Here is a 26346-nt window from a genome sequence, read left to right as displayed (position 1 = left end):
GCCCTGCCGCCGGGCGTACGCGGGACGGCCCCCGAGCCCCGGCCCGCCGCGCAGGGCCCGGGGCCGGGCGCGCACGGCCGCGGGCCGGGCCGGCCGATCGAAGGCCCGATCGGCCGGCCCCGGCCCCTGCCGCGGCGCGTCAGCCCATCGGCACGAGAGCGGCACCCAGGAGCGCGAAGACCAGGGCGAACACCGACGCCAGGAACTGCGCCAGGGTGTAGGTCTTCAGCCCGCCCGAAACCGAGAAGCCCGGGAGCCTGGCGGTCACCCAGAACCCGCTGTCGTTGATGTGGCCCAGGCTCAGCGCACCGGCCAGGCACGCCATGGCGACCCACACGGGGTGGACGCCGACCGTCGGCCCCAGTGAGCTCATGATGGTCATCGTCGTGATCGAGGCGACCGTGCCCGATCCGACCGCCAGCCGGAAGGCCATGCCCACGAGGTAGCAGGCGAGCAGCGCGACGAGGAAGTTGCCGCCGACCGCCGACACGGAGTCGGCGATCAGGTCCCCGATGCCCGCCTTTTCGATGATCGCGCCGAAGGCCCCGCCGGCACCGGTGATGAGCAGGACGATTCCCGCGCTCTGCACCGCGGTGGCGGCCGAGCGGTCCATGTCGTGCCTGCTCATGTTGCGCGAGGCCACGGCGTAGGCCACGAGGACGCCGAGCAGCAGCGCGACCGTCTTGTCGGTGGCGAAGGCCAACCACCCGGGCAGGTCGCCCGCCGCGGCGCTCCACACCGTGCCGAGGAGGATCAGCAGGATCGGTGTGAACAGCGGCAGCAGGGAGAGGAGGAACCCGGGCTCGCGCCGGTCGGGGTCGGCCTCGTGCTCGACGAAGGCGGGCTCCCCCTCCTCGTCCCACTTCGGCCGCCAGATGCGCGGCAGGATCGCCGAGTAGGCGGCCACGGCCAGGATCACCGCGACGAGCGCGCCGATACCGCCGACGAGGAGCATGATGCCCACGTCGAAGTCCATGATCTCGCCCGCCGCCAGCGGGTTCGGCGTCGGCGGCACCAGCGTGTGGGCCGTTCCGGCGCCCAGTGCCACCGCCCCCACGGCCAGCGGCATGGGCTTGCCCGCCTCGCGGGCGATGGCCACGGCCAGCGGCACCAGGATGACGAAGGTGACGTCATAGAAGACGGGGATGGAGAGCACGAACGCGGCGCCCGCCAGGCCGTACATGGCGAAGCGCTCGGAGGTCGCGTTCACCAGGGTCCGGGCGATCACGCGCGCGCCGCCGGAGTCGGACAGCAGCTGGCCGAGGATGATGCCGAACCCGACGGACAGGCCGATGCCGGCCATGAGCTCGCCGAATCCGCCGGCGGCCGCGCCGGCGAGGTCGGGAAGGGGGATGCGGGTGAGCAGCCCGAGCATGAGGGTGCCGATCACCAGCGAGACCGCCGGGTGCAGTCGGAGCTTGATGATCAGGAGGACGATCACCAGGATGCTGAGCAGGAGCCAGAGAAGGTCGATCATGTGCACGACCACCGCTCCGGCCGGATTGATGCGTCGGCCACTGGTTTTCCTTTCTTCCGGGCCTTGTGTAGGCGGCCGGGCCGCTCGGGCCGACCGGCTCGGTCGACGAGCCGATCGCGAGGGCGCCGAGGGGCCCGGCCGCGCGGGCCCCGCTTCGTGCGGGGGGTCAGGGCTGTGCGGCGACCAGGCGCTGGCGCTGGGCCGCGCCGAGGCCGTCGATCCCGATCTCCATGACGTCGCCGACGCCCAGGTAGGGGAACCGCTTCGAGAGGGCGACGCCCTGCGGCGTGCCGGTGTTGACGAGGTCGCCGGGCTCCAGCACCACGTAGTGGGACAGGTGGCGGACGATCTCGGCGACGGTGAAGATCATGTCGGAGGTCGTGGAGTCCTGCCGGGGCTCGCCGTTCACCTTCGACCAGACGCGCAGCGCCTGCGGGTCGACCTCGTCCGCGGTGACCAGCTCGGGCCCGACCGGATTGAAGGTCTCGGCGCACTTGCCCTTGGACCACTGGCCGCCGGAGTGCTGGATCTGGTAGTCGCGCTCGGAGACGTCGTTGCTGGTGACGTAGCCGGCGACGTGGTCGAGGGCGTCCTCGGCCGACCGCAGGTAGCGGGCCCTGCGCCCGATGACGACGCCGAGCTCGACCTCCCAGTCCACCGCCTCGGCGGCGGGCGGGACCGCCACGTCGTCGTAGGGCCCCACGACCGTGTTGGGGTGCTTGAAGAAGAGGATCGGCACCTCCGGGGGCGCGCTGCCCGACTCCGCGGCGTGCGCCGCGTAGTTCTGCCCGATGCACAGGACGGCGGTGGGCCGGGCGATCGGGGCGCCCACGCGCAGGCCCTCGGCGCCGGCGAGCGGCTCCAGCCGGCCCTCCTCGACGGCCGCGCGCGCCCGCGCGAGGCCGCCGAGGAGGAAGCCGCCGTCGATGTCGCCGGTCACGGGGCGCAGGTCGAGCCTGCGGCCGTCGCCGTCGACGGCGACGGGGATTTCCCGGCCGACGTCTCCGAGTCTCATGAAACGCACGATCGAATCTCCTAGTGGGTGAAGGGGCGGATCCGCTCGACCTCGGGGTTGAGCTCGACGCCGAATCCCGGTCGGTCGGGCACGCGCAGCCGGCCGTTCTCGGGTACCGGCTCGCCGAGGAGCAGCGGCGAGAACATCGGCACGACCTCCTCGGCGGTCTCGTGCATCATCAGGAACTCCGCGAACGGGCTGTTCGTGCGGGTCACGACGAAGTGGTAGGAGTACACCGACGACCCGTGCGGGACCACGAGCGCTCCGTGGGCGTCGGCCAGCGCCGAGATCTTGACCAGTTCGGTGATGCCGCCGCACCAGCCCACGTCGGGCTGGACGATGTCGACGCCGGTCTCCAGGAGCTGCCGGAACCCCCAGCGCGTCGCCTCGTGTTCGCCGGCGGTCACCAGCATCCCGGTCGGCACCTGCCGCTTGAGCTGCGCGTAACCCCAGTAGTCGTCGGGGATGAGCGCTTCCTCGATCCACTTCAGGCCGTAGTCGGCGGCCCGCTGGGCCAGCCGGGTCGCGTAGTCGACGTCGAGGGACATCCAGCAGTCCCACATCAGCCAGAAGTCCTCGCCGACCCGCTCGCGCATGTCGGCGAGCTCGGCGAGGTTGCGGCGCATGCCCACCTCGCCTTCGGCGGGACCGTGGTGCAGCGGCATCTTGCCGCCGATGAAGCCCAGCTCCCGGGCGGCGTCGGGGCGGCTGCCCGTGGCGTAGAACACCAGCTCGTCGCGCACCGGGCCGCCCAGCAGCGCGTGCACGGGCTCGCCGCGGAGCCGTCCCAGCAGGTCGTACAGCGCCAGGTCGACGCCGCTGATGGCGTTAAGAACCACACCGCGCCGCCCGTAGAAGAGCGTCGACCGGTACATCTGGTCCCAGATGCGCTCGATGTCGGTGACCGGGCGCCCTTCGAGGAAGCGGGACAGGTGCTTCTCGACGATCCAGGCGCCGATCTCCCCCGCCGTCGTCACCGCGAAGCCCGTGGTGCCGTCGTCGGCCTCGATCTCCACGACGAGCGTGCCCAGCACGTTGAGTCCGAAGCTCTGCCGCGACCGCCGGTACTCGGGGTAGACCGACATCGGGGTGGCGATGTGGTCGTCGATCCAGTGGTAGCCGGACCGGTCGTGGTAGTCGGCTCCTCCGCCGCGCACGGTGTACGCACGGACCTGCGCGATCGTCCGCTCCATCGTCACTGCTCCTCGTCGAGTCTGATGAGGACCTTGCCGGGGGTGTCGTCGCCGGCGGCGAGCGCGGCGAACACCTCGGGGCCCTGCGCGAGCGGCACCTGCCGTGAGATCAGCGCCGAGGCCAGCTGGGGAGCGGTGCCGATCCAGGCGGCGGCGTCGGCGAAGTCCCGGGCGGTGTAGGTGAAGGAGCCGACGAGGGCGCGCTCCTGTGTGCTGATGAGGAAGGCGTCCAGCTGCAGCGTGGGCGCGCCCATCCCCACCAGGCACACGGTGCCGCCGATCCGGGTGGCGCGCAGCGCCGAGCGCAGGGTGGACTCGATGCCCACGGCGTCGATCGCGCGGTCGGCGGGCCCGCCCAGCGCCTGCGCCACCGCCTCGTCGGCGCCGTCGGCGGCCGCGTCGACGGCGGTCACGCCGAGCTCTGCCAGCAGCGCGCGCCGCGACGGCACGACCTCGGTGGCCGCGATCCGCTCGACGCCCGCCATCTGCAGGGCGAGCACGACCGACTGGCCGATCGGCCCGCCGCCCAGGACCAGCACCGCGTCGCCGGGCCGCACGCCCGCGTTGCGCACGGCGTGGACCGCCACGGCCAGCGGTTCGACCAGGGCGCCCAGCTCGATGGGCATCGCGGCCGGCAGCGGCACGACGTTGCGGGCCGGTACGGCGATGCGCTGTGCGAACGAGGCGACGATATCCGGGGTCACGCCGATCACCCGCTTGTTCGGGGACAGCTGCTCGCGGCCCGCATAGGCCTCGACGTCCTCATCGGCCACCACGACCGGGTTGAAGGTCACGGGCTCTCCGACGCCCAGGCCGTCCACTCCCGCGCCCAGCGCGGCGACGGTGCCGGCGGACTCGTGTCCCATAACCTGGCCGGGGACGCGCCGACCGTTCTCGCCGGTGAATCCGTGCAGGTCGGAGCCGCAGACTCCGGTCGCGGCGATACTGATGAGCACCTCGCCGGGGCCGGGCTGCGGCTCGGGCAGGTCGGCGACCTCCATGCGCCCGATGTCGGCGAGCCGGAGCGCCCTCATCGGCTCCCCTCCGCGGGGGCCGTCCCGGTCGCGGCGGCACGTGGGCCTGTCATGTGCATCCCCCTCGCATCCCCTCTGGTTCACATTCATGAAACAGAGTTCTTACTTCTGAAGATGCGGGAGTATGACACCTTGTCCCACGTCACACAAGCGGAGTCCCACGTCACACAAGCGGACGCGAGGTCAGGGCGACAGCGAGCCGGACAACCCCATTGCGCTGCGGATACGGTTCGCGCCCTCGCGCAGCACCGAGTACATCGAGTGCGGCCACCGGCCGTCCGTGCGCGATGTCGGCATCGTGACGCTCATCGCCGCGCACACCCCGGTCTCGGCCTCGGTGGCCACCGGAACAGCGACGCACCGGCAGTCCTCGATGAACTCCTCGTCGTCCACCGCGTACCCGAGCTCGCGGCTGCGGCCGATGACGCGCATGAGCTCGTCGACGTCGGTGACCGTGTTGCGCGTCAGGCGCGGCAGCGCCACCGCTTCGAGCCGCCGCCGGGCCTCGCCGGGGTCGAGCGTGCTCAGCAGCGCCTTGCCGATACCGGTGGCGTGCGCGTGCAGCCGCATGCCCACGCTGGACGCCATGCGCATGGGCTTGGGCGAGAGGCGGATGCCGATGTAGACGTTCTCGATGCCTTCGAGGCGGGCCAGCTGCACCGTCTCGCCGACGCGCGCGACCACGTCGTCCATGACCTCCTGCGAGGCCTCCAGCAGGACCTGGTGGCCCTGGTAGGCGTGGCCCACCTGCCACGCGCGCAGCCCGAGCCGGTAGCGGCGCGTCTGCGCCGAGCGCTCCAGCCACCCCGACTCCACCAGGGTGGCCAGCAGGCCGTGCGCGCTCGACTTGGGCAGCCCGGAGTCGACGACGTCCTGGAAGGTCACGCTTCCCCGCTCGGCGACGAAGTCGACGATCTCCAGCGCCCTGCCGGCGGACTTGACCTTCTTCGCCGGATGCTCCGCTGCGGTCACCGTCGACCCCCTCTCCCGTGCGAGCGCCGTCGCCCCAGCCTAGGCCCGCCCGAGCCCCGCCGGCCGAGGGGCCTGCACGGCGGCGCCGGTGCGGGGCGCGGCGGCGCGGTGGGCGGCCGGAGCTCAGGCGGACTCGCGGACGACCAGTTCGGTGGGCAGCACGACGCGGTCGCTCTCGCGCTCTTCGGGCGGGGTGAGGACCAGCCCGACCATGGCGGTGGCCTGTTCGACGACCGGGTGGCGGACCGTGGTCAGCGGCGGGTCGGTGAAGCTCGCGGCCTCGATGTCGTCGAAGCCGACCACCGCCACGTCGTCGGGCACGCGGCGCCCGGCCCTGCGCAGCGTCTGCAGGGCGCCGATGGCCATCAGGTCGTTGGCCGCGAAGACCGCGTCGAGCCCGGGGTCGTCCTCGAGTAGATGGCGCATCGCCGTGGCGCCGGAGGCCCGGGTGAAGTCGCCGACGGCCACGATCGCGCGGCGGTCCGCCGAGCGCAGCGCGTCGCGGTACCCGGTGAGCCGGTCCTGCCCGGCGGTCATGTCCTGCGGCCCGGCGATCGCCGCGATGCGGCGGCGGCCGACGCCGCTCAGGTGCCCCACGGCCTGCTCGGCGCCGCCCACGTTGTCGTTGTCGACGTGCGGCAGGTCCACGGCGGGGCGCCCGTAGGAGACGGCGGGCACGTCCATGCGCGCGACGGCGCCCGGAAGCGGGTCGGCGCCGTGCATGGACAGCAGCATGACCCCGTCGACGTGCCCGCCGGAGACGTAGTCCTCCACCCGGGCCTGGGCCTGCGGGGAACTGGCCAGCATCAGCACCGCCTGCTTGCCGGCCGCCTCCAGCTCACTGCTCACGGTGCGCACCACCAGGGAGAACAGCGGATCGTCGGAGAAGACGCGGGTCGGGGGCTCGGAGACGACCAGGGCGATCGAGTCCGTCTGCCGGGTGACCAGGCTGCGCGCCGCGGAGTTGGGGACGTAGCCCAGTTCGGCGACGGCGCGCAGAACGGCGTCGCGGATCTCGGGGTCGACGGTGGTCCGCCCGTTGACCACGCGCGACACCGTGGCACGGGACACCCGCGCGCGAGCGGCGACCGCCTCCAATGTGGGACGTCTGCTACCCAATGATCCTCCCTGCCGCAGCCGGCCGCATTGCCGGGGAGCGCTCTCTGACGTGGACCGCCGCTCCGAATGTTCCCTGGTTCGCCAACGCGGCCGGCGCCACCGCCTCCCACCCCGCCCCGGCGATCGCGGAACGGCCGCGTTCGGGCGCGCCGACGCGCACGCCCGGCACCGGGCGGCCGGCCGGCTCGGCGGTTCTACCGCGCGTTCCCATCATTCCAGTTCGCGCCCCTCTTTCGGAAGAAGAAGGGGTTCGGCACCCCGCGCACCGGTCCGCCCGAGCCGAATCCGAATGCCCGACCCGCCTTGCCCGCCCGTGTGAAGTGTGCCATGTTCGGTATGCGAGAGAGCGCTCTCTCGCCAACGCCTGCCACCACCCCTTCCGGGGTCTCCGCCGCACGGGTCCGCCGAAGCACCCGGGGCGGAAAGGCACCGCGACTGACCGATCCATCCCCCACCTGCGAAACGTATGGAAATGCGACACGTAAGGAAAGAGGTCAGAATGGAGAGCAACCGGCCCTCCAGGAACCGGCGCCGGCGCAGACTCCTCGCCGCCCTCGCCGCGTTCGTCCTCCCGATCTCCATGGCGACCACGGCAAGCGCCCCCGCCCAGGCCGACCTGCCCCCCGATCCCGAGGGCTGGAACCTGGTGTGGAGTGACGACTTCAAAGGCCAGGCCGGCTCCCTGCCCGACGCCGACGACTGGATCGTCGACACCGGCACCTCCTACCCCGGCGGTCCGGCCAACTGGGGCACCGGCGAGATCCAGACCTACACCGACAACCCCGAGAACATCGGCCTGGACGGGCAGGGCAACCTGCGCATCACCCCGCGCCGCGACTCCTCGGGCCAGTGGACCTCGGCCCGGATCGAGACCCGGCGGGCCGACTTCAAACCCGCCGACGGCGAGACCCTGCGCATCGAGGGCCGGATCCAGGTCCCCGACGTCACCGGCCAGGAGGCCCTCGGCTACTGGCCGGCGTTCTGGGCGCTGGGCTCGCCCTACCGCGGCGAGTACTGGAACTGGCCCGGCGTGGGCGAGTTCGACATCATGGAGAACGTCAACGGGATCGACTCGGTCTGGGGCGTGCTCCACTGCGGGGTCTCCCCCGGCGGACCGTGCAACGAGACCCAGGGGCTCGGAGGCAGCCGCGCCTGCCCCGGCTCCACGTGCCAGTCGACCTTCCACACCTACAGCTTCGAGTGGGACCGCACCGGCTCCTCCAGCCAACTGCGCTGGTACGTCGACGGACAGCAGTACCACAGCGTCGACCAGGGCCAGGTCGGCGCCTCGGCGTGGAGCGACATGACGAGCCACGCGGGCTACTTCATCCTGCTCAACGTCGCCATGGGCGGCGCCTTCCCCGACGGGGTGCAGGGCAGCGCCACCCCCACCGGCGCGACGCGGCCCGGCGAGCCGATGGTCGTCGACTACGTCGCCGTGTGGGAGACCGGAACCGGCGACGGCGGCGGTGACGACGGCGGTGGCGACGACGGAGGTGGCGACGGCGGCGGCGTGGACGCCCGCTCCACCATCCAGGGCGAGGACTACCAGGGTCAGTCGGGCACCGCACTGGAGACCACCTCCGACTCCGGAGGCGGGCAGAACGTCGCCCAGCTCGCCGACGGCGACTGGCTCCGCTTCGACGGGGTCGACTTCGGCTCCACCGCCGCGCACCAGTTCAAGGCCCGGGTGGCCTCGGGCGCGGCGGCGGGGGTGAGCGGCCTGGTGGAGGTCCGGCTGGACAGCCGCACCGCCGCACCGGTCGCGAGCTTCGCCGTCGGCAACACCGGCGGCTGGCAGAGCTGGCGCACCGTCCCCGCGAACATGGACGCGGTGAGCGGGACCCACACCGTCTACGTGACGTTCTCCAGCGGCCAGCCGGCCGACTTCGTGAACCTGAACTGGTTCACGTTCTCCACCGCCTGACCCCGCTCGCCGGGGAACCGCGCGACGGCGACGGCCGCGCGGTTCCCCGGCTCCCCCGCCGGCCCCGGTCCGCGCGCCCGCCCGCCGACTCCGGCGGGCGGGACCCGTGCCCGCGGCCGCGGCCGCGCAGTCGCAAGCGGGAGCCCGCGTCAGGCGGGCGCGTCCGAGGCCCACAGCGCACGCGCACTGTCCAGGTGCGCGCGGTAGCGGGCATAGCCTTCGGCGTAGCGGGCGCTCGTCTCGGTGCGGGGGGCGATCCGCTCCCCCTGCGCGAGCCAGCGCGCCTCGTCGGGCGCGTCGCCGAGGGCCCGCCAGGCCGCGGCCGTGGCGCCGCGCACCCCGATGGCGTCGTCGGAGGGCAGGACCACCGGCCGCCCCAGGACGTCGGCGAAGACCTGCATCCACGCGCGCGAGCGGCTGCCGCCGCCGCAGACGGCCAGCTCGCCGGCCAGACCGGCCGCCTCCAGGCAGTGCCGGGCCGCGTAGGCGATGCTCTCGCAGACCGCGCGGACGACGTCGGCGCGCTCGGTACCCAGGTTGACCCCGGTGAGCTGGCCGCGGGCCCAGGGGTCCACGAACGGCGCCCGCTCGCCCGACTCCGCCAGGAACGGCAGGGCCGACACGCCGCGGGCTCCGGGCGGGCTCGCCTCCAGCAGCGGCTCCACCTCGCCGATCCCCAGGCCCAGCAGGTCCAGCAGCCAGTCCAGGCCGGCCGTGCCGACCATGGCCGGCATCGCGCGGGAGAACCGGTCCGGCCGGTCGGTGCACAGCCACATCCCGGCGGGTTCGCCGCCGGGCTCCACGTCCACCCGGTCGGCGACGACCTGGCAGGCCAGGGTCGTGCCCACGGTGAGCAGGCCGTCGCCGACCTCGCTGAGCCCGCTGCCGAGCAGGCAGGCGGGCAGGTCGAACGGGCCGCCGGTCACGGGGGTGCCCTCCGGCAGGTCCAGCAGCCGGGCCCCGCGCCGGTCGAGGGAGAACAGGCGGTGCGGCTCGGCGGGCTCGGGCAGCAGCCGGCGCCACCGCTCGACGCCGCACTCGGCCAGCGCCTCGGAGTTGTAGGTGCGGGTGCCCACGTCCAGGAAGGGCAGCGAGGCGTCGGAGGCGTCCACGGTGATCTCGCCGCTCAGGTGCTGGGCGATCGCGTCGACGCAGTAGCCGGCCACCGCGGAGCGCTCCAGCGCCTCGGGCTCCTCGCGGTCCAGCGCGGCCAGCAGCGGGCCGTGGGCGCCCGGGAACATCCCCTGGCCGGTCAGCCGGTGCACCCGCGCCATGGTGCCGTCCTCGTACCACCGCCGCACCAGGTCGCCGGCGCGCCCGTCGAGCCAGGAGACGGCGCGCCGGGTGGGGCGGCCGTCGGCGTCGCGCAGCCAGAGCCCGTCGCCCTGCCCGGTCAGGGCGACGGCGGTGACCGGTTCCGACCGGGCGGCGGCGACCTTGCGCACGACCGAGGAGACGGTCGCCAAAACCTCGTCCAGCTCCTGCTCGACCCGGGCGCCGCCGCTGCGGTGCAGGGTGGTCGGCTCCTCGGCCTCGGCCACCGCGCGGCCGTCGCGGTCGAAGACGGCGGCCTTGGTCACCGTCGTGCCCACGTCGACGCCGATGATCATGCGCGCACCTCCCGCACCTCGGGGTTGGCCAGGTGGCGGGGCGCTTGGCCGCGCAGATAGCGACCCACCTCACCAGCGACGATACGCGCAGCGCGCTCGGCGGTCTGCCGGGTGGCGCCCGCCAGGTGCGGGGTGGTGACCACGTTGTCCAGCCCGCGCAGGGGCCAGTCGGCGGGCGGCGGCTCGACGTCGTAGACGTCCAGCGCGAGCGCGCCGAGCCGGCCGCTGTGCAGCGCGTCGGGCAGCGGCGCGTGGTCGAGCAGCCCGCCGCGCGCCGTGTTGACCAGTACCGCGCCGCGCGGCATGAGGGCCAGCCGGTCGGCGTCGATCAGGTTGCGGGTCTCCTCGGTCAGGCGCGCGTGCAGGCTGACCACGGTGCAAGTGGAGAGCAGCTCCTCCAGCCCGACCAGGCGCACGCCGTCCTCCTCGGCCGTGGCTTTGTCGGTGTAGGGGTCGCTGACCAGCACGTGCGCACCGAACGCGCGCAGGATGCGGGCGACGATCCGCCCGATGGCGCCGTAGCCCACGAGACCCACCGCGGTGCCGTCCAGCTCGACCCCGGCCTGGTCGTAGGCGTAGAAGTCGCCGCGCCAGCGGCCCTCGCGCATCTCGGCGTCGGCGGCGGGCACCCGGCGCAGCGCCGCGAGGATCATCGCGATCGCGTACTCGGCGGCCGCGGTGGCGTTGCGGCCGGGTGCGTAGGTCACGGCGACGCCGGCGCGGGTGGCCGCCTCCAGATCCACGTTCACGGGCCCGCCCCGGCACACCGACACCAGGCGCAGGCCGGGGCAGGCGTCGATGACCCGGGAGGTCACCGGTGCCATCTGGGTCAGGCAGACCTCGGCCCCGCGCAGGGCCGCGATCACCTGCTCCTCGGTCCCGCTGGCCTCCTCGACTCCGCCGACGGGGCCGAACGGCTCGACGGGCCAGGGCAGGTGCAGCCGGGTGGCCTCCAACGGCTCCAGCCGATCGGCGCCGGTCTCCTCCTCCAAGGCGGTCACCAGCAGGTCCGGGCTGACGAAGTTGTCACCCGCGGCCAGTACTCGCATGTCGGCTCCTGTTCGAGTTCGCGTCGTCGATACCCCGTCGGGGGGCTGCGGATTCGGGGGCGAGGCCGTCCGCCGCGGCTCAGGCCTGTTCGTAGTCGCTGATGCGGGCGACCTTGGCCGCGCTCGCCGACTCGGGGTCGAAGACGTGGCCGATCCACTCGGTGACGATCCGCTTCGCCAGCTCGGGCCCGATCACCCGGGCCCCCATCGTCAGCACCTGGCAGTCATTGGACTTGACCGAGCGCTCGGCGGAGTAGGAGTCGTGGGCGACGGTCGCGCGCACCCCGGGAACCTTGTTGGCCGAGATGCACATGCCGATGCCGGTGCCGCACACCAGCAGGGCGCGTTCGACCTCGCCCGCGGCGACCGCCTCGGCGGCGGCGATGCCCAGCAGGGGGTAGGCCCGGTCGTCGGCGGCGTCGGGGACGCCGAGGTCGCGGACCTCGGCGATGCGCCCGTCCGCGCGCAGCAGGTCCCGCAGCTCGTTCTTCAGCGCCACTCCGGCGTTGTCGGCCGCGACGGCGATCTTCATGGCGTGCTTCACCGGCTTTCGGGGTCGTTGTCGGCGGGCGCGGAGCACCGGGCGTCGAGGACGCCGCCCACGGCCCGGGCCATCAGCGCCAGCGAGGTGGCTCCGGCGTCGGCGTGGCCCAGGCCGCGTTCGCCCAGGCGGGCGGCGCGTCCGCGCTTGGCGGGCATGTCGGCGGTGGCGCGGGCGGCGTCGGTGGCGGCGGCCGCGGCGGCCGACCAGGCGGCCGCCAGCGGCGCGCCCGCGCGCGCGTGCTCGGCGAGGATGTCGCGGAAGGGGGCGAGCGCGTCGAGCAGGGTCTTCTCGCCGACGGCGCCGCCGCCGAGCTCGCAGACGGCGTCGAAGGCGGCTTCGACCGAGGGGGCGACCAGCTTCGCGGTGACCGGCGCCGGCCCGGCTTCGGCCAGCCCGCCGCCGATCTCGGTGAGCAGCAGCCCGTAGAGGGCGCCCGATGCGCCGCCGGCCGCGTCGGCCAGGGCCGTACCGGCCAGCAGCAGCGCCCGGCCCGCGTCCTCGGCGCTGTCGCCGGGGCCGGAGCGGCGGGCGGCCGCGGCGGCCGCGCGCAGCCCGCGGACGATGCCCTGGCCGTGGTCGCCGTCGCCGGCGACCGCGTCGAGCCGGCCGAGCTCCTGCTCGTTGTCCTCCACCGCGGCCAGCGCCGCCTCCAGCGCCTCGGCCGCGACGCCGCCGCCGGTGCCCGGTCGCGCATCGGCCGCGCTCTCAGCGGACGAGGACGCCGAGCCCGCGCGGGAGGCGGTCCGGGGCCGGGGCACAGCGGGCTCGGCGACGGGGGTCATGGTGTAGGCCGGGCTCTGGCACGGCTGGTCGTAGAGGTCGGCCAGTTCGTCGTCGAGCACCATCAGCGACAGCGACAGCCCCGCCATGTCCAGGGAGGTCACGAACTCGCCCACCTCGGGGCGGTGCGCGGCGACCCCTTCCTCGGCCAGGCGGTTGTGCACGCGGGAGTAGCAGACGAACAGGTCCTCGTAGGGGGTCTGGCCCAGACCGTTGAGCAGCACGGCCGCGCGTGCGCCGCCGGCGGCTTCGGGCAGCTCGGGCAGCAGGGTGTCGACGAGCACGTCGGCCAGCCCGGCCGGGTCCTGCGCGGGCACGCGCCGCAGCCCGGCCTCGCCGTGGATGCCCAGTCCCAGCTCCATCGTGCCCGGCGCCACGCTGAACAGCGGCTCGTCCTGGCCCGGCAGAGTGCACCCGCCGAATGCGGCGCCGAAGGTGCGGGTCATGGCGTTGGCGCGGGCCGCTACGCGGGCGACGCCGTCGAGGTCGTAGCCGCGTGCCGCGGCGGCCGCGGCGATCCGGTAGACGAAGAACCCGCCGGCGACTCCGCGGCGCTGCGCGGCCTCCTCCGGCGAGCCGCTGGCGACGTCGTCGGTCACCAGCACGGTGCGGGAGTCGACGCCCTCGGCGGCGAGCCGGCGGGCGGCCAGCCCGAAGTGCATCACGTCGCCGGAGTAGTTGCCGTAGCTGAAGAACACGCCCGCGCCGCCGTCGACCGCCCGCGCGGTGCGGTAGACCTGCTCGGCGCTGGGGCTGGTGAACACGTCGCCCACGACGGCGGCGTCGACCAGGCCCGGTCCCACCAGGCCCGCGAAGGCCGGGTAGTGGCCGCAGCCCCCGCCGATGACGACGCTGACGCGGCCCTGCTCAGGGGAGCGTGCGCTCATCACGCCGTACGCGTCGGGCACGGGCGCGACCAGCCGGGAGTAGGAGCTGCACAGGCCCTCCAGCCAGGAGGTCTTGTATGCGGCGGGGTCGGCCGTGGACATCAGCTGCTCCTCGGGGCCTCGGCGCGGCCGAGCAGCCGCAGCAGCCGGGCGCACACGTCGGCGAGGTCGCCGGCCTCCTCGGCGGCCAGCGCGAGCGCATCGGGCGCCGGACGGTAGCCAGGGGCCTGGTTGGGCAGCGCGACCACGGTCATCTCGGCGGCGTGGGCGGCCCGGATGCCGTTGGAGGAGTCCTCGACGGCGGCGCAGTCGATACCCTGCCGGCCGATCCGCGAAGCAGCCTCCAGGTAGACGTCGGGGTGCGGCTTGCCGCGCTCGACCTCGGCGCTGGAGACCGTGGCGCTGAAGCGGTCGACGAGACCGTGGCCGCGCAGCACAGCGTCGATGAGCCGGCGCGGCGCGGAGGAGGCGAGGGCGATGGGCACCTCGGCGCTGACGGCCTTCACGGTCTCGCGCGCACCGGGGAGCAGGTCCACGCGCTCCTGCTCGAAGGCCCCCACCATGCCGTCGACCACCGCGCGCTCGGTCCCGGCCTCGCTCTCACCGGCGCCCGACATCCGGTTGAGGTAGTGCGCCCACTCGCGCGAGCTCATGCCCTGGACGGTCGCGGTGTCCTCGGAGGTCCACTGCGCGCCGTGGCGGGCGGCGTAGCCCGACCACATCTCTTCCCACAGGTGGTCGCTCTCGATCAATACGCCGTCGAGGTCGAACACCACGGCGCTGAGTCTGCTGCTCATCGCATCCTCTCATCCACCTTCATGACATGTATGGCGTTAAATTAACACGATGAAAGTTATTTAGCCATGCCCCGGTGTTATCGCTCGGGTCGGCACCGCTCCGCCGCCGGACCTGTCGCCTCCGGGGCGCGGCCCCGCTCCGCTAGCGTCGGACGAGCAGTGCAGCATCCAGCAGCCGGCCGACATCGAGGACAGGGGTCCCATGAGCACCCGACGCGGCGAATCCCGCCCCCAGGAAGCTCGCCAGCAGGCCATCGCCGAGTTCGTCGCCAAGCAGGGCTCCGCGACGGCGGTCGAGCTGGCCGAGCTGACCGGCGTCAGTGTTATGACGGTGCACCGCGACCTCGACGAGCTGGCGCGGCGCGGCCTGCTGCGCAAGTTCCGCGGCGGCGTCTCGGCCCAGCCCTCGACCGTCTTCGAGAGCGACGCCGAGTACCGCCTCAACGCGCGCATCGACCAGAAGCGCGCCATCGCCGCCCGCGCCGTGGAGCTCGTCGAGCCGGGCGGCTCGGTCATGCTCGACGACTCCACCACCGCACTGCAGCTCGCGACGCTGCTGGAGCCGCTCGCGCCGCTGACCGTGGTCACCAACTACCGCCGCACCATCGACGAGGTGTGTGCGATGAAGGACGTCCGGCTCATAGCGCTGGGCGGCGACTACTTCCGCACCCACGACTCCTTCAACGGCCTGCCCTGCACCGAGGCCATCGCCTCGGTCAGCGTCGACACCGCGTTCCTCAGCACCTCGGCCATGACCGCGGCGATGACCTACCACCAGGAGCAGGAGATCGTCGTGGTCAAGCGGGCCATGCTCGCCGCGGCCGCGACCAAGGTGCTGCTCATGGACTCCAGCAAGATGCCGCGCACCGCGCTGCACCACCTGGCGCCGGTGGACGCCTACGACCGCGTGATCGTCGACGACGGCGTCGATCCCGTCCTCCTGGCGGAGCTGCGCGACCGCGTGGAGGTGGAGGTCGCGACGACGAATCACTAGTTAACTCCTTGCGTGTTAATTTCACGCGAGTTATGTTTCCTCGTGTGGCGAAGGTGAGACCCGGATCACGCGCGGAGCCGATCACGACGCAGGTCGCGGTGCCGCGCGGATGCGGGGGCTCGGCTTGTGTGCGGGCCCCGGCCCGCACCCCCGCACGCCGCCCCGCACCCGGCCCGCCCGCGGCCGGCTGGTGCGGGGGGCGAGGCACCGCCAATCCGCCCGCACCGAGCGGGTGCCGGGACGCGCCGGACGACTCCGGCCCCCGGCCCCGCTCAGCGCGGCGGGCGGATCCCACCCCCTGCGAGGAGAGACCATGAAAGAGTCGGCGACGTCCCGTCAGCCGCAGCACCCGCCCGCCAGCCAGCCCGAGCCCGCGTCGAGACCGCTGAGCGGCATCGAGCGGATCGGCATCCCCAAGCCGCTCTTCTGGGGATTCGTCGCCGTGCTGATCTACATGGTCGGCGACGGCGTCGAGATCAGCTACCTCACCGACTACCTGCAGCAGCCCGACGGCGGCGGCCTCGCCGGCGAGCAGGCGACGTTCGCCACCGTCACCGTCTACGGTGTCGCCGTGATGCTGGCCTCCTGGCTGTCGGGCACCCTCTCGGCGATCTGGGGCCCGCGCCGCGTGATCTGGCTGGGCGCCGCGTGGTGGGTCGTCTTCGAGGCGATCTTCCTGTTCGCCGCCATCCCCTCCCAGAACTTCGCGTTCATCGTCTCCGTCTACGGCATCCGCGGCTTCGCCTACCCGCTCTTCGCCTTCGCCTTCCTGGTCTGGGCGCAGACCACCAGCCCCGAGCGCATGCGCGGCTCGGTCGCCGGCTGGTTCTGGTTCGCCTTCACCGGCGGCCTGCCCACGCTGGGCGCCGGAGTGGCTGCGCTCGCGATCGGGCCGCTGGGCTTCTCGCTCTACGACACGCTCATCCTGTCGCTGGTGCTGGTCGCCGTCGGCGGCGTCCTGGGCTCCTTCGCCGTGCGCGAGCCCAACGGCCTCAAGCCCATCGCCGACGAGTCGGTGGCCAACCCCACCAGCTACCGCCGGCTGCTGGAGGGCGTCGACATCCTCTGGCGCGACCGCCGCACCCTGGCCGGGGGGCTGGTGCGCATCGTCAACACCGCGCCCCAGTACGGATTCTTCGCGATGTTCCCGTTCACGCTCGGCAGCGCGGGCGGCAACGACGGCTTCCTCAGCCTCGCCCAGATCGCGACGCTGACCGCGGCCGCTTACGGCTCCAACATCGCGGCCAACCTGTTCTTCGGCGTGTTCGGCGACTACTTCGGCTGGCGCCGAACCGTGACGTTCTTCGGCTGCCTGGGCTGCGCCGTGGCCACGCCCCTGTGGTACTTCACGGCGGTGGCCACCGAGAGCTTCGGCATGACCATCACGCTGGGCTGCGTCTACGGCGTACTGCTGGCCGGGTTCGTGCCGCTGTCGGCGCTGATGCCGTCGATGGTCCAGCACAAGGACAAGGGCGCGTCGCTGGCGATCCTGAACTTCGGCGCGGGCGGCGCCGCCTTCGTCGGCCCCATGGTGGTCACCCTGGCCTACCCGCTCGTCGGCGGCGGCGGTGTCGCGGTGATCTTCAGCTGCATGTATCTGGCGGTGGCCGTGCTGTCCACGCGGCTCAAGGACCCCAGCGACCCGGGCGAGAAGCGGTTGGCCGCCGCGGCGACGGCCGAGGCCGCCTGACCCGGATCGACGACCGCGAGGGCCCGCCGGCGCACGAGCGCCGGCGGGCCCTCGCGCGCGCATGCGCCCCTGCGCTTCGGTCCCGGCCGCGGCAACCGGTGCGCACGGCCTCCTCTAGCGGACCAGCGGGAGGAAGACCGTGTCGACGATCTCCTCGATCACCTCGGGGGCGACCGGCCGCAGCGTCATCATCGCCTCGCCTCGCAGCAGGTCGAAGGGGAGTGCGGCGATCCGCGGCGTGAGCTTGGCCGGATCGAGCTCGCCGCGCTCGACGGCGCGCTCCATGATCTCGTCGCTTCCCGAGCGGCGTCCGGCGAGGACCGTCCGGCGCAGCTCGGCGAAGCTGGTCTCGGTCTCGGCGAAGTAGCCGGCGAGCAGCAGGCTGAGCTGGGCGAGGTAGGGACCCCGCTCATTCAACTCGGTGAGGGTGGCGATCAGGTCGCCGCGCAGGGACCCGGTGTCGGCCGGGGTGACCGGCTGGGCGGCATCGCGGCGCACGACCGCCGCCTCGACCAGCTCCTGCTTGTCCGCCCAGCGCCGGTAGAGCACCGGCTTGCTGGTGCCGGCTCGCTGGGCGACGGAGTCGACGGTCAGGTTCGCGTACCCGCGCTCACTCAACTCGTCCCAGGCCGCTTCGAGGATCGCCGCCTCGAGCGCTTCGCCGCGCCGTCGTCCCACAGCACTCCTTAGAAACTTTGACGTTTCTTATATCCTACCCTACTCTGCTCAATAAGAAACTAAAACGTATCCTAAGGGTATCCCGGCATCGTCGCGGGCCCATAGCAAGGAGTCCTCAATGCAGCAGAGCAGGGCCGAAAGCACAGACCCCGGACTGCATACGAGATGGACCGGGCGGGTCATCGGCCTGGTGGCCGTGTTGGCCATGGTGAACTTCGTGGTCGACTCGGCCATCAACGCGCCGCTGCTCGTCCTCCCGACGATGCTCGACCATTTCGGTACCGACCAGGCGGCGTGGCTCAACGCCACCGCGATGCTGGCGGGAGTGATGTGGGCGCCCCTCCTCGGAAAGAGTGCCGACATCTACGGCAAGCGCAGGGTGCTCGTGCTGACGCTGCTCCTCAGCTGCGCGGGCGCCCTCGTGTGCGCCGCGGCCCCCAGCATCTGGGTGTTCGTGCCGGGGCGCATGCTGCAGGGAGCGGCTCTGGGCGCCATGTTCCTCTCCGTCGCGATCGTGCGGAGCGTCTGCGCACCCCGCATCGCAATGATCATCGTGGGCATCGTGACCTCCGGCTCCGCGGTGCTCAACATCGCGTCCCGCTTCCTCATCGAGAAGTGGGCCGCGGAGTTCGGCTTCCAGATCCTGTTCCTCATATCGGCCTTCGTCGCGGCCGCGATGGCCGTCTGCGTGCGCGCCCTGATCCCCGAATCCCTGGTCAAGACACCGGGCAGGATCGACGTCGGCGGCGCGGTCCTCCTCGGCGGCGGTCTCGCCGCAGTGCTCGGCTACGTCAGCCTGGGCTCGGACGCCGGCTGGCTCGCCGTCGGCCCGCTGGCTCTCCTCGCCGGCGGCGCCGCGGCATTGGCCCGGTGGTTCCTGGTATCGAGTCGCAAGCCCGACCCCCTGATCGACGTCAGGAGCCTCGGCGGGCCGCTGGTGCTCACGCTCCTCGTCGTCTTCCTGGGGACCGGTGCCTACCAGAGCACGCTTCAGCTCCTCCCCCTCATCGCCGACGTCTCGGCGGATCAGCAGCTCGGGTACGGACTGGCCGACCAGGGATCGATGGCACTGCTGCTCGCGGCGCCGACGCTCGGAGTCATGCTCGGAGGTCCGGCGGCCGGATGGCTTGCCGCGCGCATCGGACCGGCCGCGACGCTGGCCGGGGCGGTCGTGTTCGGAACGGTGGTGACCCTCGGGATGCTCGTCGGGGCCTCCCAGCTCCCCGCCGCGCTCGGCGTCGTGTTCCTGCTGGGGATCACGGTGGGAGCGCTCGGGACGTCCGGCTTCAACATGGCGGGGAGCTTGGCGTCGCCCGAGCGGCAGGGCATCGTGTCCAGCCTGGTCATGGTCATGGTCTCGATCGGGTCGGTGGTGCTGAACTTCCTGGGCGCAGCCGTGCTCAGGTCGACCGCCGTGGTCGTCGACGGTGAAACGGCGAACTCGGCCACCGGCGTGTTCAGCTACATCGGGCTCGCTTCCGGCGCGTTCGCGGCCGCCGCGGTGCTGGCCGTCGTGCTCGTGCGCAGCACACGCCGCAGCCGCAACTCGCCGGCGCCCGACGTCGAGCGGGACCCGGCGTGACGACCCGGTGCGGCGCACCTCTGACGAGGCCGGCAGAAGCCGGCGCCTTCCTCGCGAACACGGTGACCCGCGTCGGTCGCCGGATGTCTCACAACGGCCTTGGGAGTTGACGAATGGGCATAAGAACCGCACCGAGAGGAACGGTCCTGGTTTCCGGCGCGAGCATCGCGGGCCCCGCCGTTGCGTTCTGGCTGCACCGGTACGGATTCGCGGTGACGGTGGTGGAGAAGTCCACCGGACTGCGCAGCGGCGGGTACCCGATCGACGTGCGCGGCACCGCGGTGGAGGTGGCGCGCCGGATGCACATCCTGCCGCGGCTCCGGGAAGCGCATGTCGAGTCGCGCCGGGTGACCTTCCTCGAGGCCGACGGCGGCGAGGCGGCGGTGGTGCATCCGCAGGCGGTGGTCGGCGGAGTCGAGGGACATGACGTCGAGGTGCCCCGCGGTGATCTGACCGACGTCCTCTACGGGGCCGTCCGCGACGATGTGGAGTTCGTGTTCGACGACTCCATCGACGCGCTCGCCGAACACGGGCACGGTGTCGACGTGACCTTCCGCAGCGGCGTCCAGCGCAGCTTCGACCTGGTCGTGGGCGCGGACGGGCTGCACTCGCACACCAGGGAGCTCGTCTTCGGCCCCGAGCAGCGGTTCCACCGCTACCTGGGGTACTGCTTCGCCGTGTTCACCATGCCCAACACCTTCGGGCTCTCCCACGAGGTCCTCCTCTGGAACGCTCCCGGAAGGGCCGCGGCGCTCTACGCGGTCGGCGACAGCAGCGAGCTGCACGCGTTCCTCAACTTCGCCCGCCCCGAACCACCGCACGAGGCGCTGCGCGATGCCGAGGCGCAGCGCGACCTCGTCGCCGCCACCTTCGCCGGCGACGGATGGGAGATCCCGGCCATGGTCGCCGCCATGGGCCGCGCGAACGACCCGTTCTTCGACTCCGTGAGCCAGATCCGCATGCCGGCCTGGTCCAGCGGCCGGGTCGCGCTCGTCGGCGACGCCGCCTACGCCCCGTCGTTCCTGACCGGGCAGGGGTCCAGCCTCGCCCTCGTCGGCGCCTACATGCTCGCCGGATCGCTGGCCGCCCATCGCGACCACACCGCGGCCTTCGCCGCCTACGAACGCGACACCCGCGGATTCGTCGAACTGAACCAGGCGCAGGTCGGTGAAGGCGACGCGGCGCTCTTTCCCACCACCGCCGACGCCCTCGAAAAGCGCAACGCCAGGCTTCGCGGCCTGACCGCCTTGCCGCCGCGAACCGGGCGCCCCGCGCACACGGCCCTCACGCTGCCGCCCGAACAGGGTCCACCCCGACGTGGCGCAGACCCGCACGGCGGCGGAGACGACCGTGATGGACGCGCCCTCGGTGGACGTGCCCGCTAAAGGGTGCGGCAGTTGACGGTCTCGGGATCTCGGTCCCGCCGCGTGAGCGGCGGGGCCGGACCCCGTGCCGGCACGGGGTCCGGCCCCGGCCGCGGGTTTAGGAGCGGTCGCCTCCGTCGAAGGGCGGCTCGCCGGCCTCGATCTCCTCGCTGATGGTCCTCCAGAAGTTCAGCGCCGCGTACTCCAGCTCCAGGCCCAGCCGCAGCGTGACCATCCGGGACGCGATCTCGGAGCGGCCGCCGAAGCGCTCCCGCATCCGCTCGTAGACCCGGATGCGCTCGCGGTGCTGGCGCTGCTGGTCGACGGCCAGGCGGGCGACGTCCTCGTGTTCGGCGAACTCGTTGAAGAAGAGCTTGATCTCGGCGACGTCGCGCAGCTCGAAATGCTGCTCCGTGGGCTCGCCGAGCCAGTCCCGCAGCGCCTTGCGCCCCTCCTCGGTCACGGAGTAGGTGCGGCGCCGGCGCCCCGCCCCCTCCTCCTCGGACTCCAGCAGCCCGAGCTCCTCCAGCCGCTTGGGCTCGGAGTAGAGCTGGGCGTGCGGGAAGTGCCAGAAGTAGCCGACCGAATGGCCGATCGCGCGTTTGAGGTCGTAGGACGTCGACGGGCCGCGCATGGCGATCATCCCGAGCACGACATAGGAGGTCGTCGAAAGGCGCGCTGTTGACACGCCCCAGAGCTTACCGTACGTTGGCGACCATCTGATCTATATGATCTGTTTCATACTGTTGCTGGAGGGGTGCATGGACCTCGGAACAGTGCAGAGCCGGACGGCCGAGCGCTACCCGGACCTGCGGGCGGTGGGCGGCCCGGTCCCGCTCACCCACCGCGAGTGGGACGCCCGCACCGACCGGCTCGCCCGCGTCCTCGCGGCGCACGGGGCCGGCCGCGGCGACCGGGTCGCACTGCTGATGGGCGGCGGCGAGCCGCTGGCCGGCCTGCACCTCGCCGCGCAGAAGATCGGGGCGGTCTCGGTGCCGCTGTCGTTCCGGCTGGGCCCAGAGGAACTGGCCTACTGCCTGGCCGACGCGCGCCCGGCGCTGCTGGTGACCGACGCCGCCACCGAGGCGACCGCCGACGCCGCGGGACTCCGAGCAGCGGTTCCGCGGCTGCACTCCGCCGCGGGCGGACCCCCCGGCGCTCCCCCGCCCCCCGGCACGGTCGAGCACGAGGCGCAGGCCCAGCCGGACGGGCCGCTCGGGGTCGCGGTCGGCGACGACGACCTCAGCGTCATGCTCTACACCTCCGGCACCACCGGCCGCCCCAAGGGCGTGCCGCGCACCCACCGCGCCGAGCACAGCGCCGCCGTGGCCCACCTGCTGCAGACCCGCCCGGGCCCCTTCAGCCGCACCCTCGGTGTGATGCCGATGTTCCACACCATGGGCCTGCGCACACTGCTGGCCTGCCTGGTCGGCGCCGGCACCTGGGTGCCGCAGACGCGGTTCGACGCCGAGGAGTCGCTGGAGCTGATCCACCGCGAGCGCGTCGACTCCCTCTACCTGGTGCCCACCGTCTACTGGAGCCTGCTGCGCACCGGGCGCCTGCACGAGGCCGCGAGCGTACGCAGCCTCGCCTACGCCGGAGCCGCGATGACGCCGGCGCTGGCGCAGGGCCTGGTCGAGGCGCTGGAGCCGGCCGCCTTCGTCAACCACTTCGGCAGCACCGAGATCTACACCTTCACCATCGGCCCCGACGTCGCCGCGAAACCGGGCTCGGCCGGGCGCGCCGGGGTGTTCGGCCGCGTCCGCCTCGTCTCGCCGCAGCCGGAGGCCTCCGCCGAGGACGAGGTGGAGCGCGGCCGGACCGGGCAGATCGCGGTCAGCATGGACAATCCCGAGGCGTTCGGCGGCTACTGGCAGCGGCCCGACGCCGACGCCGCCTCCATCCGCGGCGGCTGGTACTTCCCCGGTGACCTCGCCGTGCAGGACGAGGACGGCGACCTGTGGGTCAGCGGCCGCGTGGACGACATGATCAACTCCGGCGGCGAGAACATCTACCCCGACGAGATCGAGGACGCGCTGATCCGCTGCCCCGCCGTCGCCGAGGTCGCGGTCGCGGGCCTGCCCGACGACCGCTGGGGCCAGGCGGCCACCGCCTTCGTCGTGCCCCGCACCGGCACGTCTGCGCAGGACGCCGTCGACGAGGTCGTCGGCTACCTGCGCGCGGGCTCCGGGCTGGCGTCGCTGAAGCGCCCCAAGCGGGTGGTGGCGGTCGCCGAGATACCCAAGTCGGCCGTGGGCAAGCTCCTGCGGCGCCGCCTCACCGCCGGCGACTTCCGCGCGCTGGCCGAGGCGAGCACGGAAGGGGGGCGCTGACCCGTGCCGTCGCAGACACCCGACCAGCAGACCGCGCGCGTCGAGGACCCCGCACTGCTGTGCGGACGGGGCCGCTTCCTCGACGACCTCGACCCGCTGCCGGGCACGCTCACCGCGACCGTGGTCCGCAGCGACCACCCGCACGCGCGCATCCGCGGCGTCGACCTGAGCCGGGCGCGCGCCCACCCGGGCGTGGCCGCGGTGGTGGGCCCCGAGGAGGTGGCCGAGGCGCTGCGGCCGTTCCCGCTGTCGGTGAAGACACCGATGGACTACTACCCCGCCGGCACGGACAAGGTCCGGTTCGTGGGCGAGCCCGTCGCCGTCGTGGTGGCCGCCGACCGCTACACCGCCGAGGACGCCGGGGAGCTGGTCCGGGTCGACTACGAGCCGCTGCCCGCCGTCGTGGACGTCCGCGCCGCGATGGACGGCGACGCGCCCCTGCTGCACGAGGCGGCCGGCACCAACGTCGCCACCGACCGCACGTTCGACTTCGGCGACGTCGACGGCGAGTTCGACCGCGCTGAGCACGTGGTGCGGGGCGAGTACTCCTTCCCCCGCTACTCCTCGACCCCGATGGAGTGCTACTCGGTCGTCGCCGAGTGGCGCGACGAGGCCGACGGGCCCTCCGTCACCGCCTGGGCGAACTTCCACGGCCCCTTCTCCATGGTCCCGGTGCTGGCGGGCGCGATCGGCGTCCCGGCCTCCCGCGTGCGGCTCGTCGTGCCCCCGGACAACGGGGGCAGCTTCGGCATCAAGGCGGGCATCTATCCCTACGTGGCGCTGCTGGCGCTGGCCAGCAGGCACGCCGGGCATCCGGTGCGCTGGACCGAGGACCGCGTCGAGCACCTGCTGGCCTCCTCGGCCGGCTCGGACCGGTCGATGGTCTTCGAGGCGGCGGTCGACTCCCAGGCGCGCATCCGCGCGCTGCGCGTCGACCTCGTCGACAACGTGGGCGCCTACCTGCGCCCGCCCGAGCCCAGCACCCTCTACCGCTGCTTCGGCAACATCACCGGCGCCTACGGCATCGAGGCGGTGCACCTGCGCTCCCGCGCCGTGGTCACCAACAAGACCCCCACCGGGCTGAACCGGGGGTTCGGCGGCCAGCAGCTGTACTTCGGCCTGGAGCGGCTGGTGGACGAGACCGCGGCGCAGCTGGGCCTGGACCCGGCGGAGATGCGGCGCCGCAACCTCGTGCCCGCCGACGCCTTCCCCTACGCCACCCCCTCCGGCGGGGTCTACGACTCCGGCGACTATCCCGGCGCCTTCGAGCTGCTGCTGAAGAACGCCGACTACGAGGCGCTGTGCGAGCGCCGCCGCCAGGCGCGGGAGAACGGCGAGTACCTGGGCCTGGGCATGGCCGCCGTCGTCGACCCCTCGGCCACCAACATCGGCTACGTGGGCCTGGCCACGCCCGCCGAGCAGCGGGGGCGCGGCAAGTCCGGCTCGACCGAGCACGTGCGCGTCAGCGTCGACGTGAACGGGACCGTCTCGGTGCTGCTGGGCACCGTGCCCCAGGGGCAGGGGCACGCGACGGTCGCCCGCAAGGTGGTCGCCGACCAGTTGGGGCTGCCCCTGGACCAGGTGCGGCCGATCGTGGAGATGGACACCGCGACCACGCCCTGGACGGTCAGCTCCGGCAGCTACTCGTCGCGCTTCGCGCCGCTGCTCACCAGCGCCCTGGTCGAGGCCGCCGAACGCCTCGCGGCCACGGTGCGCGCGGCCGGCGCGGTGCTGCTGGAGGCCGAACCCGGCGACGTGGAGCTGGCCGGGGGCCGGGTGCGCCTGCGCGAGGCCCCCGACGACGCCGTCGAGTTCCGCCACGCCGCCGGCCTGGTGCACTGGGACCCCGGTGCGCTGCCGGAGGGGGTCTCGGCCCGGCTGTACGAGGAGGCGGCGTTCACCCCGCCCGAGTCCAAGGCGGCGGGCCGCGACGACCGGATCAACTCCAGCCTGTGCTACGGGTTCGTCGCCGAGCTCGCGGTGGTGCGCATCGACCCCGACACCCGGCGGATCGAGCTGACCGACGTCTACACGGTGCACGACGCCGGGACCGTGCTCGACCCGGTCCTGCTGGAGGGGCAGGTGCACGGCGCCCTCGCCCACGGCCTGGGCGGCGCGCTCTACGAGGAGCTGCGCTACTCCGCCTCCGGCCAGCCCACGGCGGCCACCTTCATGGACTACCTGTGCCCCACCAGCGCCGAGGCCGGCTACCGGCTGCACAGCGACCACATGCAGACCCCGTCGCCGCTGACGCGGCTGGGCGCCAAGGGCTGCGGCGAGGGCAGCAGCATGAGCCTGCCCGCCGCCGTAGCCAACGCCGTGGCCGACGCGCTGTCGCCGCACGGCGTGCGGATCGACTCGCTGCCGCTGCACGGCGACGTGGTGCACCGGCTGCTGGAGGACGCGTTCTAAGCGCCGCCCGCCGAGACCGCACCGCCCCCGCCGCGGACCACCGTCGGCCGCCGAACCGGCCCGGCGCCGCGACACCGAAGAAACCGCAGAAGTGGAGAACCGCAATGCCGCTCACCGGAGGCGAGATCCGGCTGCACCACGGCCACGACGGCCGCGTTGCCTACCTGACCCTGGACCACGGGCCCTACAACATCATCACCTGGGAGACCCGCCAGGTCATGGCCGACCGCTTCGCCGAGATCGACGCCGACGACCGGGTCCAGGCCGTCGTCGTCCAGGCCGAGGGGGAGCACTTCTCCTCGGGCGGCGACATCGCCGGGTTCATGGAGGTCGAGGCCGTCGACTTCACCGACCTCGGCCACAACGTCACCGCGCCCGCACGCAGCGCCAAGCCCGTGGTGTGCGCGGTCGACGGCTACTGCTTCGGTGTCGGGCTGGAGCTCGCGCTGTCCTGCGACATCCGGCTGGCGACCGAGCGCAGCCGGTTCGCGCTGCCGGAGATGCGCCTGGGCATGATCCCGGGCTCGGGCGGCACCCAGCGGCTGGCCCGGCTGATCGGGCTCTCCCGCGCGAAGTACCACGTCCTCACCGCCGAGCGCATCACCGGCCGCGAGGCGGCCGACTGGGGTCTGGTGGCCCGGCTGCTGCCCGATGCCGACGGGCTTGGCACGGCCACCGAGGAGCTGGTGGCCACGCTGCTGGGGTTCTCGCCGCTCGCGGCCCGCACCGCCAAGGAGGTGCTGGACAAGGGCGTGGACGCCCCGCTGTACAGCGGCATCGAACTGGAGCGCAAGGCCTACGCGATGCTGCGCTCCAGCCGCGACTTCGCCGAAGGGGTGGCCGCGTTCCGCGAGAAGCGCTCCCCCGAGTTCCAGGGAAGGTGATCGGC

General features: G+C 73.1%; 21 protein-coding genes. 8 read left to right on the top strand and 13 right to left on the bottom strand.

Features of this window, described 5'->3' with window-relative positions; genetic code table 11:
• Nucleotides 1–139 precede the first annotated feature (139 nt).
• The 6 genes from ABD284_RS23580 to ABD284_RS23555 all read right to left on the bottom strand — a co-directional run bounded on the left by ABD284_RS23580 (nucleotide 140) and on the right by ABD284_RS23555 (nucleotide 6810).
• Entirely contained in the window at nucleotides 140–1477 is a 1338-nt protein-coding gene (locus ABD284_RS23580; protein ID WP_344147835.1) for a GntP family permease, read from the bottom strand.
• A gap of 166 nt (nucleotides 1478–1643) precedes the next feature.
• Nucleotides 1644–2492, bottom strand: a complete 849-nt coding sequence (locus ABD284_RS23575; RefSeq protein WP_344147832.1) for a fumarylacetoacetate hydrolase family protein — start codon at nucleotides 2490–2492, stop codon at nucleotides 1644–1646.
• 20 nt (nucleotides 2493–2512) lie between these two features.
• Nucleotides 2513–3685 carry an L-rhamnonate dehydratase gene (gene rhmD, locus ABD284_RS23570; protein ID WP_344147829.1) on the bottom strand — a complete coding sequence of 391 codons (1173 nt, stop codon included), beginning with the start codon at nucleotides 3683–3685 and terminating at the stop codon, nucleotides 2513–2515.
• A 2-nt stretch (nucleotides 3686–3687) separates the two neighbouring features.
• On the bottom strand, nucleotides 3688–4719 hold the full coding sequence (locus ABD284_RS23565; protein ID WP_344147826.1) for a zinc-dependent alcohol dehydrogenase: 1032 nt from the start codon (nucleotides 4717–4719) through the stop codon (nucleotides 3688–3690).
• A 183-nt stretch (nucleotides 4720–4902) separates the two neighbouring features.
• Nucleotides 4903–5691: an IclR family transcriptional regulator gene (locus ABD284_RS23560; protein ID WP_344147823.1), complete on the bottom strand. Its 789-nt coding sequence runs from the start codon at nucleotides 5689–5691 to the stop codon at nucleotides 4903–4905.
• A gap of 123 nt (nucleotides 5692–5814) precedes the next feature.
• A complete protein-coding gene (locus tag ABD284_RS23555; RefSeq protein ID WP_344147820.1) occupies nucleotides 5815–6810 on the bottom strand; it encodes a LacI family DNA-binding transcriptional regulator in 996 nt (331 codons plus the stop codon).
• 499 nt (nucleotides 6811–7309) lie between these two features.
• Here ABD284_RS23555 and ABD284_RS23550 point away from each other — a divergent pair, with 499 nt between their 5' ends.
• Nucleotides 7310–8737 carry a glycoside hydrolase family 16 protein gene (locus ABD284_RS23550; protein ID WP_344147817.1) on the top strand — a complete coding sequence of 476 codons (1428 nt, stop codon included), beginning with the start codon at nucleotides 7310–7312 and terminating at the stop codon, nucleotides 8735–8737.
• 149 nt (nucleotides 8738–8886) lie between these two features.
• Here ABD284_RS23550 and ABD284_RS23545 read toward each other — a convergent pair whose 3' ends face one another.
• From ABD284_RS23545 to ABD284_RS23525, 5 genes are all read right to left on the bottom strand, one after another.
• The gene (locus tag ABD284_RS23545; protein ID WP_344147814.1) at nucleotides 8887–10347 is read right to left on the bottom strand and encodes an FGGY family carbohydrate kinase; all 1461 of its coding nucleotides are present in this window, start codon (nucleotides 10345–10347) and stop codon (nucleotides 8887–8889) included.
• Nucleotides 10344–11396, bottom strand: a complete 1053-nt coding sequence (locus ABD284_RS23540; RefSeq protein WP_344147811.1) for a 2-hydroxyacid dehydrogenase — start codon at nucleotides 11394–11396, stop codon at nucleotides 10344–10346. The genes ABD284_RS23545 and ABD284_RS23540 overlap by 4 nt, the downstream gene beginning before the upstream one ends.
• A gap of 79 nt (nucleotides 11397–11475) precedes the next feature.
• Nucleotides 11476–11928: a ribose-5-phosphate isomerase gene (locus tag ABD284_RS23535; RefSeq protein ID WP_344147808.1), complete on the bottom strand. Its 453-nt coding sequence runs from the start codon at nucleotides 11926–11928 to the stop codon at nucleotides 11476–11478.
• An 8-nt stretch (nucleotides 11929–11936) separates the two neighbouring features.
• On the bottom strand, nucleotides 11937–13709 hold the full coding sequence (locus ABD284_RS23530) for a dihydroxyacetone kinase family protein (protein WP_344147805.1): 1773 nt from the start codon (nucleotides 13707–13709) through the stop codon (nucleotides 11937–11939).
• Nucleotides 13709–14404: an HAD family hydrolase gene (locus ABD284_RS23525; protein WP_344147802.1), complete on the bottom strand. Its 696-nt coding sequence runs from the start codon at nucleotides 14402–14404 to the stop codon at nucleotides 13709–13711. Before ABD284_RS23525 ends, ABD284_RS23530 begins: the two co-directional genes overlap by 1 nt.
• A gap of 202 nt (nucleotides 14405–14606) precedes the next feature.
• Here ABD284_RS23525 and ABD284_RS23520 point away from each other — a divergent pair, with 202 nt between their 5' ends.
• The gene (locus ABD284_RS23520) at nucleotides 14607–15398 is read left to right on the top strand and encodes a DeoR/GlpR family DNA-binding transcription regulator (protein WP_344147799.1); all 792 of its coding nucleotides are present in this window, start codon (nucleotides 14607–14609) and stop codon (nucleotides 15396–15398) included.
• A gap of 313 nt (nucleotides 15399–15711) precedes the next feature.
• Entirely contained in the window at nucleotides 15712–17088 is a 1377-nt protein-coding gene (locus ABD284_RS23515) for an MFS transporter (RefSeq protein ID WP_344147796.1), read from the top strand.
• A gap of 114 nt (nucleotides 17089–17202) precedes the next feature.
• Here ABD284_RS23515 and ABD284_RS23510 read toward each other — a convergent pair whose 3' ends face one another.
• Nucleotides 17203–17766 carry a TetR/AcrR family transcriptional regulator gene (locus ABD284_RS23510; protein ID WP_344147793.1) on the bottom strand — a complete coding sequence of 188 codons (564 nt, stop codon included), beginning with the start codon at nucleotides 17764–17766 and terminating at the stop codon, nucleotides 17203–17205.
• Between the two features lie 118 nt (nucleotides 17767–17884).
• Here ABD284_RS23510 and ABD284_RS23505 point away from each other — a divergent pair, with 118 nt between their 5' ends.
• Nucleotides 17885–19348 carry an MFS transporter gene (locus ABD284_RS23505; RefSeq protein WP_344147790.1) on the top strand — a complete coding sequence of 488 codons (1464 nt, stop codon included), beginning with the start codon at nucleotides 17885–17887 and terminating at the stop codon, nucleotides 19346–19348.
• Between the two features lie 113 nt (nucleotides 19349–19461).
• Nucleotides 19462–20733: an FAD-dependent monooxygenase gene (locus ABD284_RS23500; RefSeq protein ID WP_344147787.1), complete on the top strand. Its 1272-nt coding sequence runs from the start codon at nucleotides 19462–19464 to the stop codon at nucleotides 20731–20733.
• 97 nt (nucleotides 20734–20830) lie between these two features.
• Here the strand turns inward: ABD284_RS23500 and ABD284_RS23495 are convergent, their stop codons facing one another.
• Entirely contained in the window at nucleotides 20831–21400 is a 570-nt protein-coding gene (locus tag ABD284_RS23495) for a helix-turn-helix transcriptional regulator (protein WP_344147784.1), read from the bottom strand.
• A gap of 73 nt (nucleotides 21401–21473) precedes the next feature.
• Between ABD284_RS23495 and ABD284_RS23490 the strand changes: the two genes are divergently transcribed.
• The 3 genes from ABD284_RS23490 to ABD284_RS23480 all read left to right on the top strand — a co-directional run bounded on the left by ABD284_RS23490 (nucleotide 21474) and on the right by ABD284_RS23480 (nucleotide 26341).
• Nucleotides 21474–23045, top strand: a complete 1572-nt coding sequence (locus ABD284_RS23490; RefSeq protein WP_344147781.1) for a class I adenylate-forming enzyme family protein — start codon at nucleotides 21474–21476, stop codon at nucleotides 23043–23045.
• Between the two features lie 3 nt (nucleotides 23046–23048).
• A complete protein-coding gene (locus ABD284_RS23485) occupies nucleotides 23049–25457 on the top strand; it encodes a xanthine dehydrogenase family protein molybdopterin-binding subunit (RefSeq protein WP_344147778.1) in 2409 nt (802 codons plus the stop codon).
• Between the two features lie 104 nt (nucleotides 25458–25561).
• Nucleotides 25562–26341 carry an enoyl-CoA hydratase/isomerase family protein gene (locus tag ABD284_RS23480; RefSeq protein ID WP_344147775.1) on the top strand — a complete coding sequence of 260 codons (780 nt, stop codon included), beginning with the start codon at nucleotides 25562–25564 and terminating at the stop codon, nucleotides 26339–26341.
• Nucleotides 26342–26346: the final 5 nt, after the last annotated feature.

Origin of the sequence: Streptomonospora arabica, assembly GCF_039531585.1 — a bacterium.
Classification (GTDB): domain Bacteria; phylum Actinomycetota; class Actinomycetes; order Streptosporangiales; family Streptosporangiaceae; genus Streptomonospora; species Streptomonospora halophila.
This window is presented reverse-complemented; position numbering and strand designations above follow the sequence as displayed.

Coding starts and splice junctions, on each gene's coding strand:
- ABD284_RS23580 (WP_344147835.1), bottom strand. CDS start 1,477: ATGATCGACCTTCTCTGGCTCCTGCTCAGCATCCTGGTGATCGTCCTC.
- ABD284_RS23575 (WP_344147832.1), bottom strand. CDS start 2,492: ATGAGACTCGGAGACGTCGGCCGGGAAATCCCCGTCGCCGTCGACGGC.
- rhmD (WP_344147829.1), bottom strand. CDS start 3,685: ATGGAGCGGACGATCGCGCAGGTCCGTGCGTACACCGTGCGCGGCGGA.
- ABD284_RS23565 (WP_344147826.1), bottom strand. CDS start 4,719: ATGAGGGCGCTCCGGCTCGCCGACATCGGGCGCATGGAGGTCGCCGAC.
- ABD284_RS23550 (WP_344147817.1), top strand. CDS start 7,310: ATGGAGAGCAACCGGCCCTCCAGGAACCGGCGCCGGCGCAGACTCCTC.
- ABD284_RS23545 (WP_344147814.1), bottom strand. CDS start 10,347: ATGATCATCGGCGTCGACGTGGGCACGACGGTGACCAAGGCCGCCGTC.
- ABD284_RS23540 (WP_344147811.1), bottom strand. CDS start 11,396: ATGCGAGTACTGGCCGCGGGTGACAACTTCGTCAGCCCGGACCTGCTG.
- ABD284_RS23535 (WP_344147808.1), bottom strand. CDS start 11,928: ATGAAGATCGCCGTCGCGGCCGACAACGCCGGAGTGGCGCTGAAGAAC.
- ABD284_RS23530 (WP_344147805.1), bottom strand. CDS start 13,709: ATGTCCACGGCCGACCCCGCCGCATACAAGACCTCCTGGCTGGAGGGC.
- ABD284_RS23525 (WP_344147802.1), bottom strand. CDS start 14,404: ATGAGCAGCAGACTCAGCGCCGTGGTGTTCGACCTCGACGGCGTATTG.
- ABD284_RS23520 (WP_344147799.1), top strand. CDS start 14,607: ATGAGCACCCGACGCGGCGAATCCCGCCCCCAGGAAGCTCGCCAGCAG.
- ABD284_RS23515 (WP_344147796.1), top strand. CDS start 15,712: ATGAAAGAGTCGGCGACGTCCCGTCAGCCGCAGCACCCGCCCGCCAGC.
- ABD284_RS23505 (WP_344147790.1), top strand. CDS start 17,885: ATGCAGCAGAGCAGGGCCGAAAGCACAGACCCCGGACTGCATACGAGA.
- ABD284_RS23500 (WP_344147787.1), top strand. CDS start 19,462: ATGGGCATAAGAACCGCACCGAGAGGAACGGTCCTGGTTTCCGGCGCG.
- ABD284_RS23490 (WP_344147781.1), top strand. CDS start 21,474: ATGGACCTCGGAACAGTGCAGAGCCGGACGGCCGAGCGCTACCCGGAC.
- ABD284_RS23480 (WP_344147775.1), top strand. CDS start 25,562: ATGCCGCTCACCGGAGGCGAGATCCGGCTGCACCACGGCCACGACGGC.